The organism is Asticcacaulis sp. YBE204 (assembly GCF_000495855.1).
GTDB lineage: Bacteria > Pseudomonadota > Alphaproteobacteria > Caulobacterales > Caulobacteraceae > Asticcacaulis.
Map to the genome: position 1 here is coordinate 74,519 of NZ_AWGF01000009.1, position 14,359 is coordinate 88,877.

The following is a 14,359-nucleotide window of genomic DNA, read 5'->3' on the forward strand; positions in this document are numbered from 1 at the left end:
AAGACGAAGCCAACCCTTTACGGTACAGGAATAACACTATGACCACGATCCGCTTCACGAGTTTGATGGCCGCCGGACTTCTGGCGTCCGGTCTCGCCGGGTGCGCCACCATGTCCGGCGCTCCGGCGGTGGCCATCGACAAGGAAACCATTTCGTATTCGGTCGGGCCGTGCTTCGGCTTCTGTCCGGTCTATGCGGTCGAGGTCGCGCCGTCGGGTCATCTGAAATTTACCGGCGAACGCCACACGGCGGAAATCGGCCCCAAAGAACTCGACTCCGGCAAGGCCTACGCCACGATTGCCAAGGCCCTTAACGCCTATCGGCCCGCCGACGGCACGACGGCTGAGACCCAGTGCGAGCAGCGCATAAGCGATCAGCAGCACTATCGAATCGTGTGGACGAAGGCCGACGGCACGCAAACGGTGCTGGAACACGACAAGGGCTGCCGCTCGCCGCAAAACGACGCACTGAACAAGGCTCTGGAAGGGCTTCCGGCGCAACTCGGCATCGAGGCGTGGACGAAGCAGACGACCCGTCCGGGCGTGTCGCGCGGGTAATTGATCGACAGTTTTATAAACAAAAACACCGGTCTGAGCCTTCAGACCGGTGTTTTTGTTTTGGAATAATCGCCGGACTTAACCGAAGCGGCCGCCGATATAGTCCGAGGTCTTTTCGCACTTCGGGTTGACGAACAGCGTCTCGGTCGGGCCGAATTCGATCAGCTTGCCCAGATACATGAAGCCCGTATAGTCCGACAGACGCGCCGCCTGTTGCAGGTTGTGCGTCACGATGATGATCGTGATGTCGCGCTTCAGTTCTTCGAGCGTGTCCTCAAGCTTGGCCGTCGAGACCGGATCGAGCGCCGAGGCCGGTTCGTCGAGGAGCAGAATTTCCGGCTGCACCGCGATGCCGCGCGCCACGCACAGACGCTGCTGCTGACCGCCGGAGAGCGACAGGCCGGACTTGTTCAGCTTGTCCTTGACCTCGTCCCACAGGGCGGCGCGGCGCAGGCTGGTTTCCACGACCTCGTCCATCTCGGACTTCGACTTCTTGTGGTACAGCTTCACGCCGAAAGCCACATTGTCGTAGATCGACATGGGGAAGGGGGTTGGCTTCTGGAACACCATGCCGACCTTGGCGCGGAGCGCGGTCACATCGACCTTGGAACCGACGATGTTTTCGCCGTCGATGAGGATTTCGCCTTCGGCGCGCTGACCCGGATAGAGGTCGTACATGCGGTTCATCGTGCGCAGAAGTGTCGACTTGCCGCAGCCCGACGGGCCGATTAGCGCGGTGATGCCGTTGCGCTTGACGGGGATCGAGACGTCGAACAGCGACTGATGCGTGCCGTAGAAGAAGTTCAGCTTGCGCGTTTCCAGTACGATCTGGTCGCCCGGCGGCGGCGTGATGACGCTTTTGAATTCGGTTTCGGTATCGGACATGGATGAAGCCTATTTGTGATCTTTGTCGCGGGCAAGCCAGCGGCCGAGGATGTTGACGCCCAGAACGGCCAGGGTGATGAGGAGGGCACCGGCCCAGGCCAGCGTATTCCATGTGTCATAGGGCGACATGGCGAAGGGATAGATGGCGCCGGGCAGGCTGGCGAACGGCTTCGACATGTCGAAGCTGAGGAACTGGTTGTTGAGCGCGGTGAACAGCAGCGGTGCGGTTTCGCCGGAGATACGGGCAAAACCCAGCAGGCCCCCGGTCAGCATCCCGGCACCGGCGGCGCGCCAGATGATGCTCTTGACCGTCACCCACTGCGAGGCGCCGAGCGCCATGCCGGCTTCGCGCAAGGCATTGGGTTGCAGGTTGAGGATGTCCTCGGTGGTGCGCGTCACGATGGGCGTGGCGAGGATGCCGAGCGCGATGGCCCCGGCCCAGCCGGAGAAGCCGCCCATCGGCACGACCACCCACCAGTAGACGAACAGGCCGATCAGGATCGACGGCGCCGACAGCAGCACGTCGTTGAGGAAGCGCACCACGTGGCCGTAAGGGCTGCTGCCGCCGATTTCGGCCAGCCACGTCCCGGCCAGCACGCCGATGACGACGGCGATCAGCATGGCGACACTGCACATCATGATCGAGCCGACGATGGCGTTGCGCAGGCCGCCCGGCGAATCCGGGGCGGGCGTGTCGGCGGTGAACAGCATCACATCGACGCCGCCCATGCCTTTGGTGAACAGCGAGAACATGATCAGGGCCAGAGCGGCCAGCGCGATAAGCGCCGCCCCGGTGCAGACGACGACGAAGGCCTGATTGAGAAGTTTGCGGCGAAGGGCGCGATCCATGGGTCTTTCCCTCCTAGTAGCGTTGCGAGGACAGCAGCGTCCGGGCGATGGCCAGAACGATGAAGGTGATCAGGAACAATACGAGGCCGAGCCCGATCAGCGAGGCGAGGTGCAGGCCCTGCGCTTCGTTGAACTCGTTGGCGATGGTCGAGGCGAGCGTCGAGCCCGAGGCGAACAGCGAGTCGGGAAAGCGGTGCGAATTGCCGATGATAAAGGTCACGGCCATGGTTTCACCCAAAGCCCGCCCAAAGCCCAGCATGACGACGCCGATCATACCCTTTTTGACGTAGGGAATCAGCACGGAGCCGACGACCTCGAACGAGGTGCAGCCGAGGCCGAAGGCAGCTTCGCGCACGTGCGGCGGGATCGAGCGGAACAGTTCGCGGAAGACCGCGGCCATATAGGGCAGGATCATGATCGCCAGAACGATCGAGGCGGTGAAGATGTTGGCACCGTTCGGCACGCCCGACAGGAGTTTGCCCCAGAAGCTTTCCGGGTCCAGATTGGTCAGGATGGGGAGTTGTACCGTCTTCGCAAACCAGGGGGCGAAGACGAACAGGCCCCACATGCCGTAAACGATCGAGGGAATACCGGCCAGAAGCTCGATCGCCGTCGATATCGGCTGTGCGATGACCTTGGGGCAGTACTGGGTGAGGAACACCGAGACGCAGACCGCGATGGGCAGGGCGATGGCCAGCGACAAAAGCGCAGTGATCAGCGTGCCGACGATGGGACCGGCGGCGCCATAGACTTCGGTGACCGGGTTCCACGAATTGGTGAACAGGAACGAGAGACCGAACTTCGACAGGGCGGGCCAGCCGCCGATGATCAGGGCGATGATCAGGCCGCCGAGCGTGACGAGCAGCATAGTGGCCGCTGCGAAGGCCAGACTGCGGAAGATCGGGTCGGCAGGGTCGGCCAGAAATCGGGCCAGAAACGAGGATTGCCGGGCGCTCTGAAGGGACATCAGTCTACTCTTTTAGTTTTGGGCGGGGGCGGCGGCGGGCGTATAGACCGGCTTGCCGTCGGCGGCGACGATCTGCGACCACTGGGCGCGCATCATGGCCTTCACGTTGTCGGGCAGGGGAACGTAGTGCATCTCGATGGCGAGCGTGTCGCCCTTGGTATAGGCCCAGTCGAAGAAGGTCAGGGCGGCGCGGGCGGCGGCAGGCTTGTCCTGCGTCTTGTGCATCACGACGAAAACCGTGGCGGTCATCGGCCAGGCCTTGGCACCCGGCTGATCGAGCAGCAGAAGCTGATTGCCGGGAGCATTGGCCCAGTCGGCACCGGCCGCAGCGGCGGCGAAGGCTTCGATCGACGGGGCAATCATCTGACCGTCGTGATTGGTCATGTTGGTGACGGCGGTTCCGGTGCGCACGGCCACCGCGTATTCGACGTAGCCGATGGCACCGATGGTTTGTTTCACAAAGGCCGAAACGCCTTCATTGCCCTTGCCGCCGAGGCCGACCGGCCATTCCAGCGCGTCGGACGCCCCGACCTCTTTTTTCCACGTCGGGCTGACCTTGGCCAGATAGTTGGAGAACAGGAAGGTGGTGCCGGACCCGTCGGCGCGGTGGACGACCGTGATCGGCAGGTGCGGCAGCTTGAGGCCTGGATTGAGCGCGACGATGGCCGGGTCGTCCCAGCGCTTGATCTTGCCCATATAGATGTCGGCGATCAAAGGCCCGGTCAGGTTCATCTGACCGCTCTTGACGTCGGGCAGGTTCACGATGGGGACGATGCCGCCCATGACGACCGGGAATTGCAGCAGGTCCGATTCGGCGAGGTCTTCGGGCTTCACCGGCTTATCCGTGGCACCGAAATCGACGGTCTTGACCTTGATCTGGCGGACGCCGCCGCCGGAGCCGATCGACTGATAGTTCAGACGGACGCCGGTTTCACCCTTGTAGGTTTCCGCCCACTTGGCCCCCAAGGGCGCAAAGAAGGTCGATCCCGCGCCGGTGATATCGCCCGCAGCGGGGGCGTCGCCAGCCTTTTCCGCGCTCTTGTCCGAGCAGGCGGTCAACAGCAGAAGCGCACCGAGCGCGACGGCGAAAGGCTTGAACATACAGTCGTCTCCGATGATCCGTTCCGGGCGGGATTTTGTGCCACGGTGCGGTGTGTCTGACCACCGGTAAATCACTCCTGCGTAAAACTAATATGACACAAGGCTTGAACGACCGTGACAGTCAGGTCAGAGGGTCGATTACAACAGTTTGATGACGGTTGTGTGACGGTGCGCCCGCCGATACAAACTATGGCAAAATCCTACCGGATCACGAACAGGTAGCGCAGCACGTCGCGCAGTTCCAGCGCCAATGCCTTGCGGTCGATATGGGGGTTGGACACGGCGCGGATCATCATGCCGTCGAACAGCATCCCGATGATTTCACCGCGGGCATCCAGCCGCTGCGGATCGCAATCGGCGTTCAGGCGGGTACACAGATGACGGCCCAGTTCGCGTTCCTGCACGTCGGCGGCCTGAACGATGGCGGCGACGCGCGGGTTGCGCGCGGCCTCGGCCAGCACTTCCAGCGCCAGCGCCGAATTGTCGGGACCGTACTTATGTTCCAGCGCGAAGTCGATGGTGTCGAGCAGGGTATCGAGCAGGTCTTCGTCCGCTGTCTGGTCCCATTCGGCGAACTTGGCGCGCATCTCGGCGAGATCGTTGGCGACGATGGCCTCGACGATGGCTTCCTTGTTCTCGAAGTAACGGTAGATGACGCCGACGCTCATCTTCGCTTCCGCCGCAATGTCGGACATGGACGCGCCATGAAAGCCGGACTGTCTGACGCAGCGCAGCGTGGCGTCGAGGATCTGTTGCTGGCGCGCTTCGCGACTCTGGCGAGGCTTGGAAACGGGGATTTCAGGCATGACGGGGGAGGGGGCAGGCTTATCCATCTATGATGGCTGATCCTTGGTACGTAAGGTGGTTAAGATTTTTTAATGTCGTTGCTTCGCTTGACATACATGAAAAAGGGGCTTAATGCCACTAAAAATGAGAATGATCGTTCACTCTCATTCACTGCTGACATTTTTTTACATGCCTGTGCGACAGGTGTCTGTTAGTATTGCGTTGCACCCTTTGACATAGCGCCGTGTGGCGACATTTTGAAGCGACTGAATTTTCCGGAGAGACCCCGCATGACATCGCCCTCCTACATGATCAAGCCTGCTGCTGCGTTGCTGATGCTCGGTTTGGCGCTCACCGCGTGCGGTAAGAAAGACGGCGGCGCGGGCGGCGGCATGGGCGGCGGCGGGCCGACCGAGGTCGGCGTCGTGGTCGTGGCGTCCGAGCCGGTCAATCTGACGGCGGAACTGTCGGGCCGCACCTCGGCCTATCTGATCTCGGATGTCCGTCCGCAGGTCGGCGGCATCGTCAAGGCGCGCTATTTCACCGAAGGCGGCTACGTGAAGGCCGGTCAGTCGCTCTATCAGATCGATTCCGCGCCGTTCCAGGCCGAATACGCTTCTGCGCAGGCTCAGGTCGCTCAGGCCGAGGCCAATCTGACCTCGTCGCGTCTCAAGGCCGAGCGCTATGCCGAACTGGTCAAGATCAACGCCGTCTCCAAGCAGGACAATGACGACGCTCAGGCCGCCTATGCTCAGGCGAAGGCGACGGTGGCGACGGCCAAGGCCGGTCTGCAAACCGCCGGCATCAGCCTGAACTACACCAAGGTCATCGCGCCGATTTCCGGCCGCATCGGCAAGTCGAACGTCACCCCCGGCGCGCTGGTCACGGCGTCGCAGACGGTGGAACTGGCCAAGATTCAGAACATCGACAGCGTCTATCTCGATATCAACCAGTCGGTGAACGAACTGATGGCGCTCAAGCGCCGTACCGCCACGGGCCAGATCGGCGAGGCGGCGACCGCCGACGTCGAACTGATCCTCGAGGACGGCAGCGTCTATCCGCTCAAGGGCAAGCTGCAATTCTCGGATGTCAGTGTCGATGAGGCCACCGGCACGGTGACCCTGCGCGCCCTGTTCCCGAACCCGAACGGCACGCTTTTGCCGGGCATGTACGCCAAGGCGCGCATCGTCTCCGGCGTCGTAGGCAACGGCATTCTGGTGCCGCAGCCCGCCGTGACGCGCGACCCCAAGGGCAACGCGCTCGTGATGGTCGTGTCCAAGGACAACAAGGCCGAGCAGCGTCAGATCAAGGTCGCCCAGACCGTCGGCGACAAGTGGCTGGTTACCGAAGGCCTTCAGGCCGGTGACAAGGTCATCGTCGAAGGCCTGCAAAAGGTCCGTCCGGATGCGCCGGTGAAGGCTTCGGTCATCACGGCAACCAAGGAAGGTCAAGCCGCCGCTGCCCCTGCGGGTGAAAAGCCTGCCGAACAAAAGTCTAAGTAATTTAAGCGTTTAAATTTTGGCTGGTGGCAACTGACGCCCGAAGTGCGTCTTTAATCCAGGTGGTTTCGCCGCCCGCCCAATTCAGACACCTCAGCTCCCTCCGAGGACACCGTCATGATCTCGCGTTTCTTTATTCATCGACCTATTTTTGCCTGGGTGGTGGCCATCGTCATCATGATGGCGGGCCTGCTCTCGATCGCCAACCTGCCGGTGGCGCAGTATCCGCAGATCGCCCTGCCGCAGGTCTCGGTCTCGGCCTTCTATCCGGGGGCATCGGCCAAGACCGTCGAAGACTCGGTGACGCAGATCGTCGAGCAGCAGATGAAGGGCCTCGACGGGCTCCTTTACATGAACGCGACCTCGGATTCGAGCGGTGCGGCCTCGATCACCCTGACGTTCAAGGCCGGGACCGATCCGGACATCGCGCAGGTTCAGGTTCAGAACAAGCTGCAATCGGCGACGCCGCTCCTGCCGCAGGAAGTGCAGCAGCAGGGCCTGACGGTCGCCAAGGCGACCAGCGGGTTCCTGATGGTGGTCGGGCTTTACTCCGACGACGCGACGGTGACCAATGCCGACCTCGGCGACTATCTGCAATCGACCATCGTCGATCAGGTCAGCCGTGTCGACGGGGTGGGCACGATCCAGAACTTTGGGTCGCAATACGCCATGCGCATCTGGCTCGACCCTGCCAAGCTGAACAGTTTCAGCCTGACGCCCACCGATGTCATCGCGGCCATTCGCGCCCAGAACACCCAGGTGTCCGCCGGACAACTGGGCGGCCTGCCGTCGGTCAAGGGCACGGCGCTCAATGCCACGATCACGGCGCAGTCGCGCCTGACCACGATCGAGCAGTTCCGCAATATCATCGTCAAGAACGCCTCAACCGGCGCGGTGGTCAAACTGTCCGACGTGGCGCGCATCGAACTGGGCGCGCAGCAATATACCGGTACTGCCAAATATAATGGCCGTCCGGCGGCGGGCATCGCCCTCAGTCTGGCGACGGGCGCCAACGCGCTCGATACCGCCAATGCCGTCAAGGCCAAGATGGTCGAGCTTGAGAAAAACTTCCCCAAGGGTTACCACTATGTCGTGCCGTATGACACGACGCCGTTCATCGAGCTGTCGATCCACGAAGTGGTCAAGACCCTGATCGAAGCCGTCGTGCTTGTCTTCGTCGTCATGTTCCTATTCCTGCAAAACTGGCGCGCGACGATCATTCCGACCATCGCCGTGCCGGTGGTTCTGCTCGGTACCTTCGGCGTGCTGGCGGCCTTTGGCTACTCGATCAATACGCTGACCTTGTTCGGTCTGGTGCTGGCGATCGGTCTGCTGGTCGACGACGCTATTGTCGTCGTCGAGAACGTCGAACGCGTGATGACCGAGGAAAAGCTGCCGCCGATGGCCGCGACCCTCAAGTCGATGGAAGAAATCACCGGGGCGCTGATCGGTATAGCGCTGGTCCTGTCGGCGGTGTTCATCCCCATGGCCTTCTTCGGTGGCTCTCAGGGCGTCATCTACCGCCAGTTCTCGATCACGCTCGTCTCGGCCATGGCCCTGTCGGTCGTTGTGGCCCTGATCCTGACGCCCGCGCTCTGCGCCCACCTGCTCAAGCCGGTCGATGACGCGCACCACCATGAAAAGAAGGGCTTCTTCGGCTGGTTCAACCGCAACTTCGACCGCATGGCCAACGGCTACCGCGGTATCGTGTCGAAGATTCTTGGCCAGAGCGTTCGGTACATGGTGGTCTTTGCCGTGATCGTCGGCCTGATGGTCCTGCTGTTCACCCGCATCCCGACCTCATTCCTGCCGGACGAAGACCAGGGCATCCTGTTCACCATCGTGCAGTTGCCGCCGGGTGCCGCCGAAGAGCGCACCAATGCCGTGCTGGATCAGATTGGCGCGCACTTCCGCAAAGAGGAGGCCGTCGAAGCGGTCTTTACCGTGTCGGGCTTCTCCTTCTCCGGTCCGGGTCAGAATGCCGGTCTGGCTTTCGTTCGCCTCAAGGACTTCCACGACCGCAAGGGCGACAACCTCAAGGCCCCGGCCGTCGCCGGTCGTGCCATGGGCGCCTTCAGCCAGTTCCGCGACGCCATGGCCTTTGCCATCGTGCCGCCGGCGGTGTCCGAACTCGGTAACTCGTCGGGCTTCGACCTTCAGCTCAAGGACGTCGGCGGCCTCGGCCACGATGCCCTGCTCAATGCCCGCAACCAGATCCTTGGTATGGCGGCGCAGAACCCGGCCCTGATGGCCGTGCGTCCGAACGGCATGGAAGACACGCCGGAACTGAAGCTCGAAATCGATCAGACCGCCGCCGGTTCGATGGGCGTCAGCCTGGCCGACATCAATGCGACGCTGTCGACCGCGATGGGCGGGGCCTATGTCAACGACTTCATCGACCGCAACCGCGTCAAGAAGGTTTTCGTACAGGCCGATGCACCGTTCCGCATGAAGCCGGAAGACCTGAACCAGTGGTACGTCCGCAACGATCAGGGCGAGATGGTGCCGTTCACGGCGTTTGCCACCTCGCACTGGGCCTACGGTTCGCCGCGTCTGGAGCGTTACAACGGTTCGCCGTCGATGAACCTTCAGGGCATGGCCTCGCCGGGTCACTCATCGGGTCAGGCCATGGCCGCTATGGAAGAGATCATCGCCACGCTGCCCGCCGGGATTTCCTACGAGTGGACGGGCCTGTCGCTTCAGGAAAAGCAGTCCGGCGCCGAAGCCCCGATGCTTTACGCCCTGTCGATCTTCGTGGTCTTCATCCTGCTGGCGGCGCTCTATGAAAGCTGGTCGATCCCGGTCGCCATCGTCATGGTCATCCCGCTCGGCGTCCTGGGGGCACTGCTCGCCACCATGCTGCGTGGCCTGTCGAACGACATATATCTTCAGGTGGCCTTGCTGACCATTATCGGTTTGTCGGCGAAGAACGCCATCCTGATCGTGGAATTCGCCAAGCATAACCACGAACGCGGCATGGACCTGATCGAGGCCACCCTGCAAGCCGCCCGCGTCCGCCTGCGTCCGATCATCATGACGTCGCTGGCCTTCACCTTCGGCATCCTGCCGCTCTTCTTCGCCAATGGCGCGGGGTCGGGCAGCCAGAACGCCATCGGTACCGGCCTTGTCGGCGGCATCCTGTCGGCGACCTTCCTGGCGGTGTTCTTTATTCCTCTCTTCTTCGTCATCATTGAAAAACTGTTCAAAGCCGACGAAAAACACCTTAAAGCTCAGGCTGACGAACGTCTGGCGCTGGCGGCGCTGGAACAATCGAGACAAAACCGTGCCGATCACACTCCGGAAGGTCACTAATATGCGTCTGTTTCTGAAACCTGCCCTTCTGGCCGCTGCCGGTGCGGTGACGCTCTCGGCCTGTACCCTGGCCCCGACATACGAGCGCGGTACCCTGCCGGTCACCGATCAGTTCCCGACCGCCTCCACGGCGCAGGGGGCCTCCGCCGAGACCCTGAGCTGGAAACAGGTTCTGCTCGATCCGCGTCTGCAAAGCGTGGTCGATCAGGCCCTGACCAACAACCGCGACCTGCGTGTGGCGGTGCTCAATGTCGAGCGCGCCCGCGCCCAGTACCGCATTCAGCGCGCCTCGCTGTTTCCGGCGCTCGACGGGACGGTCAGCGGTCGAAAGGCCGATACCGGCGCGGGTGAAACCGAGTCCTATTCCGCCGATATCGGCGCGTCTTGGGAACTGGACCTGTTCGGTCGTGTGCGCTCTTTGAGCGACTCCGCCCTGCAATCCTATTTCGCCGTTGAGGAAAACCGCAAGGCGGCCCAGATCAGCCTGATCTCGGCGGTGGCCAGCGCCTGGCTGAACCTCGGGGCCGATCAGGATCAGCTGCGCCTGTCGCGTGAGACCCTGCGCCTGCGCGAGGACAGCCTCAACCTGACGCAACGTCGCTTCGATCTGGGGGCGACCTCGGCACTGGAACTGCGTCAGATCGAAACCCTGGCCGAACAGGCCCGCGCCGACGTCGCGCAACTGGAAGCCACGGTGCAGCAGGACAAGAACGCCCTGCGCCTGCTGGTCGGGGCCGAAGTCGCCGCCGATCTTCTGCCGGACACCTTGCCGGAAAACGCCATCCTGGCCGACCTGCCGGCGGGCGTGCCGTCCGAAGTCCTGCTCAAGCGCCCGGACGTCGTGGCGGCGGAATATACGCTGAAAGGTGCCAATGCCGATATCGGCGCGGCGCGCGCGGCCTTCTTCCCGCGCATTTCCCTGACCGGCAGCGTGGGTAAGGCCTCGACCGATCTGGGCAATCTGTTCGACGGCGGCAGCACCTGGAGCTATGGCCCGTCGATCTCGATCCCGATCTTCTCGGGCGGGGCCAATACCGCCAATCTCGAAGCCACGCGCAAGGCGCGCGACATCGCTCAGGCGCAATACGAAGGTGCTATTCAGGCGGCCTTCCGCGACGTGGCCGACGAATTGGCCACGCGTTCGACGATCGATCGTCGTCTGGCGGCGCAGACCCGCGTCGTCGAAGCGGCGACCGAGACCCAGACCCTGTCGCAGGCTCGTTTCGACCGCGGTGTCGATTCGCGCCTGACCCTGACGGATGCGCAACGCACGCTTTACGGCGCGCAACAGACCCTGATCGGCGTGCGCCTGGTGCGCTCGCTCAATCTGGTCAATCTGTACGCCACGCTGGGCGGTGGGTTGAATTAAGCGATCCGGCTTGCCGGAGGATGGGGCGGGGTTACAAAACCATAGAGAGCCGTCTTATCCAAATACACTCCCTCCTCCCTGTCGCGCAGCGATGGGGAGGTGGCAGTCTGCGACGCAGACTGCCGGAGGGGGATGACTCCGAAATTCCCAGCCCGTTGAACAGCTTGGCGTTACCCCCTCCGCCTCAACGCTTTGCGTTTCGGCCACCGCTGGCGAAGGCTATACCTTCGCTGACGCTATACCCCACGCAAGCGTAGGGAGGAGGGAGGTTCGCGGGAATGCGAGTGTCTGCTAAAACCCTTCCGCTTCAGGCGGGTTTTTTGTGTCCTAATCTCGTTAGAACCGCATCGCGGCAGGTGCGGCTGACGGCCAGTTCCGCGCCGGACTCCAGCGTCAGCACCCAACTGTCGGCTAGCAAGGCAGTACTGCGGACCTTCCCCAGATTGACAAGGCTGGAGCGGTGAGTACGCACGAAAACCGCCGGGTCGAGCCGCTCGGACAGCGCGCTCAGGGTTTCGCGCATCAGGCCTTCGCGGCCATTCCAGTTGACGACGACGTAGTTCCCGGCGGCGGCGAACCATTCGACTTCGCTCAGGTTGACAGCGGTCTTGCGACGTCCGGTCGATACCCAGAGGCGCTCCTCGGTGGCCGGTGGGGTGCCGCGGGCTTCATCGAGTGCAGCTTGCAGCGCGCTCGCACGCTCGCGCTCCACGACCGCCAGACGGTAGGCGCGCAGGGCGGCGACCGAAGCCGCAATAGCCGTGGCGATCAGCACCTCTACAGGCAGGCGGTACAACCAGCCGCGAAACGACGGTGCGCTGTCGGCGAAAAGCCATGATAACCCGACACTGATTCCGCCGTGCAGAAACGTATAGGCGGCAATCGTGGGGTAAAGCGCGATGAGGAATTTCACACTCAGGCCCAGCCGTCGCGCCAGCCAGAGGACAAGGGCGGCAAAGGGAAGCCACGTGCCATAGTTCAGCCCTTGCCACAGGAGTGCCGCTGTCCACGACATCGTGCCGCCGCTCAGGTCGCGCGCGGCGGTGGCCGCAAACCCGACGGTTTCGCCGTAAATCAGCCCGGTCAGGGCAAGGGGCCACCAGCTCGGCAGTTTCATGGAACGACTTTCGTTTCCCTCTTTTCGCTCAGATGTACGGCTAATAGCAAGACCATGACGACCAGCCCGATCAGCGAGGGTGCCAGTTGGCTCCACGGCTGACCGGCGGGCCAAAGATTGCCGAGCCCTGCCGAGGCCATCGCAAAATAAGCCCCGGTCATCTTGAGGCCGTGGTCGATATGGCGGATCCGCGTCCATGTCGCGCGCCACAGGGAGCGGCTCAGGTCGTAGAGGGCGATTGTGCTGAGGAAGCCGAGGATCGAATAGCCGATCACCGGCGGCCACGACCGGTTGGCGTTATGCATGTTCAACGCCAGCCAGACGCACGCGCCGAGCATCGCCAGCGCCATCAGGGTGTCGATGGTGTTGAGCCGTTTCAGCGCCCGCAAACCGCCGATGAACTGGTAGCTAGCCGATAGCGTCGCCATGATGAGCGGGGCGGGCTGCGGGTAAAAGGTGACGCCGATCACCGCGCAACCCAGCACGAAGCTGCCTGCGATGACGAACAGCCAGCCGGTGAAGCGATGCCAGCGGCTGCCTTTTGCGGTCAGGAGCGGAAACAGGCCGAGGCCAAGGGCGGCGCAACCGGCGGCGATATGGGTAAGGATGTTGAGCGTGTGCATGACACCGCTGTGGCCGTTTCGCGCGGACCTGAACAGGGCGTGCGGGACGAACAACAGCGAGGAGGGATGAACACCCTAAGCATCCCCCCTGATATCAGGGGGGAACCCGGCGAAGCCGGAGGGGGGTTATAGAGCGGTATTAACCCCACCCCCCGCCTGTTGGCGGGTACCTCCCCTAAAATTAGGGGAGGGGCGTAATGCCTACTTCGGAGCCTTTAACCGCGCATCGAATTTCGCCTCACGATCGACCGTCAGCCAGCCGTCGGCTCCGATTTTCAACTCGGCCACCTGTATGACCGTGCGTTGTCCATAGCTCGGATCGCTGGCGGCTTCGGGGGCCTTGTACTGATGGACGAAGTAATAGATCAGGGCTTTCCCATCGTTAACGATCACGTCCGGGTGCTGGCCCTTGTCATTGTCGGTTGGTTGCAGGCCGGGCTGTTCCAGCAGGCGCGTCGGCTGCGGTGTCCAGGTCTTGAGGTCGTCGGAGCGCAAAACCATCAGGCCCTTCCACACATCGGCGATCAGCCAGTAATGGCCGCCGAACTGAAACACCTTCGGGCCTTCGGCATTGGTGTCGATGACCGGGTCGGGCTGACGGACCCAAGATTTCAGATCGGGGCTTTCCAGCGTGAACAGGCGGCTGCCCTTGCGCTCGTCCTTGAACCACAGGCGGTAGACGCCGTCCTTCTTGACGACGCTGGCGTCGATGGCGCGGTCGGTACCCAGCGCCAGCCGGTCGCTGCACGCCCACGTTTTCAGGTCCGGACTGGTCAGGTGGACGATGAACCGGTCGCCCTGCCAGTTTTTGAACACGCCCGGCACGACGGTCAGCCACATGTGGTAGGTGCCGTTTTCCTCATACAGTTCGGGCGCCCACAGGGTCTCGCCGGTACAGGCCGCCGGGACGCTGGCTGTGCCCTGATAGTCCCATTTCACGCCGTCCTTCGACGACGCGATGCCGATGGCCGTGCCGTGGACCCAGCTCACGTCCTTGTCCGGCAGTTTCAGCGTGGCGCGGCGGTTGGTGTAGAACATCTTCCAGTCCTTCGCCGCCTTGTCGTAGACGATGGAGACGTCCGCCGCGCCGTCGTAGACAGGATCGCGGAACAGCGGCTTGGGTGCGACGCCCGATCCGCTGGTGACGTGGGCGCAGCCTGCCAAAGAAAGAGGGATGAGCGTCAGCGCGGCAAGCGTAAGAAGAAGGGCCTTTTTCATCGGACGGTTCCTGTTTTTTATTTGTCTGACTTATAGGCGGCACGGACGCGGCGCGCAAATAAAAAGCGCCCGCCGC

General features: G+C 62.6%; 12 protein-coding genes. 4 read left to right on the forward strand and 8 right to left on the reverse strand.

Annotated elements, in window-relative coordinates; all coding sequences use genetic code 11:
* Positions 1-38 precede the first annotated feature (38 nt).
* On the forward strand, positions 39-557 hold the full coding sequence (locus AEYBE204_RS31270) for a DUF6438 domain-containing protein (protein ID WP_023462491.1): 519 nt from the start codon (positions 39-41) through the stop codon (positions 555-557).
* 78 nt (positions 558-635) lie between these two features.
* On the opposite strand, the gene pstB is transcribed toward AEYBE204_RS31270, so the two are convergent.
* The 5 genes from pstB to AEYBE204_RS31295 form a co-directional block, all read right to left on the reverse strand.
* A complete protein-coding gene (gene pstB, locus AEYBE204_RS31275) occupies positions 636-1,442 on the reverse strand; it encodes a phosphate ABC transporter ATP-binding protein PstB (RefSeq protein WP_023462492.1) in 807 nt (268 codons plus the stop codon).
* Positions 1,443-1,451: 9 nt separating this feature from the next.
* Positions 1,452-2,291 (reverse strand): phosphate ABC transporter permease PstA, encoded by an 840-nt coding sequence (pstA, locus tag AEYBE204_RS31280; protein ID WP_023462493.1) that lies wholly within the window; start codon positions 2,289-2,291, stop codon positions 1,452-1,454.
* A gap of 13 nt (positions 2,292-2,304) precedes the next feature.
* On the reverse strand, positions 2,305-3,258 hold the full coding sequence (pstC, locus tag AEYBE204_RS31285) for a phosphate ABC transporter permease subunit PstC (RefSeq protein WP_023462494.1): 954 nt from the start codon (positions 3,256-3,258) through the stop codon (positions 2,305-2,307).
* Between the two features lie 12 nt (positions 3,259-3,270).
* Complete coding sequence (gene pstS, locus AEYBE204_RS31290; protein ID WP_023462495.1) at positions 3,271-4,359, reverse strand: phosphate ABC transporter substrate-binding protein PstS; 1,089 nt, start codon at positions 4,357-4,359, stop codon at positions 3,271-3,273.
* 200 nt (positions 4,360-4,559) lie between these two features.
* On the reverse strand, positions 4,560-5,192 hold the full coding sequence (locus AEYBE204_RS31295; protein WP_023462496.1) for a TetR/AcrR family transcriptional regulator: 633 nt from the start codon (positions 5,190-5,192) through the stop codon (positions 4,560-4,562).
* A 243-nt stretch (positions 5,193-5,435) separates the two neighbouring features.
* On the opposite strand from AEYBE204_RS31295, the gene AEYBE204_RS31300 reads away from it, so the two are divergent.
* From AEYBE204_RS31300 to AEYBE204_RS31310, 3 genes are all read left to right on the forward strand, one after another.
* Positions 5,436-6,647 carry an efflux RND transporter periplasmic adaptor subunit gene (locus AEYBE204_RS31300; RefSeq protein WP_023462497.1) on the forward strand — a complete coding sequence of 404 codons (1,212 nt, stop codon included), beginning with the start codon at positions 5,436-5,438 and terminating at the stop codon, positions 6,645-6,647.
* Between the two features lie 114 nt (positions 6,648-6,761).
* Positions 6,762-9,956 (forward strand): efflux RND transporter permease subunit, encoded by a 3,195-nt coding sequence (locus tag AEYBE204_RS31305; protein ID WP_023462498.1) that lies wholly within the window; start codon positions 6,762-6,764, stop codon positions 9,954-9,956.
* 1 nt (position 9,957) lies between these two features.
* On the forward strand, positions 9,958-11,325 hold the full coding sequence (locus AEYBE204_RS31310; RefSeq protein WP_023462499.1) for an efflux transporter outer membrane subunit: 1,368 nt from the start codon (positions 9,958-9,960) through the stop codon (positions 11,323-11,325).
* Between the two features lie 307 nt (positions 11,326-11,632).
* Here the strand turns inward: AEYBE204_RS31310 and AEYBE204_RS31315 are convergent, their stop codons facing one another.
* The 3 genes from AEYBE204_RS31315 to AEYBE204_RS31325 form a co-directional block, all read right to left on the reverse strand.
* On the reverse strand, positions 11,633-12,442 hold the full coding sequence (locus AEYBE204_RS31315) for a LytTR family DNA-binding domain-containing protein (RefSeq protein WP_023462500.1): 810 nt from the start codon (positions 12,440-12,442) through the stop codon (positions 11,633-11,635).
* The gene (locus tag AEYBE204_RS31320) at positions 12,439-13,065 is read right to left on the reverse strand and encodes a hypothetical protein (protein WP_023462501.1); all 627 of its coding nucleotides are present in this window, start codon (positions 13,063-13,065) and stop codon (positions 12,439-12,441) included. Before AEYBE204_RS31320 ends, AEYBE204_RS31315 begins: the two co-directional genes overlap by 4 nt.
* A gap of 201 nt (positions 13,066-13,266) precedes the next feature.
* Positions 13,267-14,283, reverse strand: coding sequence for a family 43 glycosylhydrolase (locus AEYBE204_RS31325; protein WP_023462502.1), 1,017 nt, complete (start codon positions 14,281-14,283; stop codon positions 13,267-13,269).
* Between the last annotated feature and the right edge of the window lie 76 nt (positions 14,284-14,359).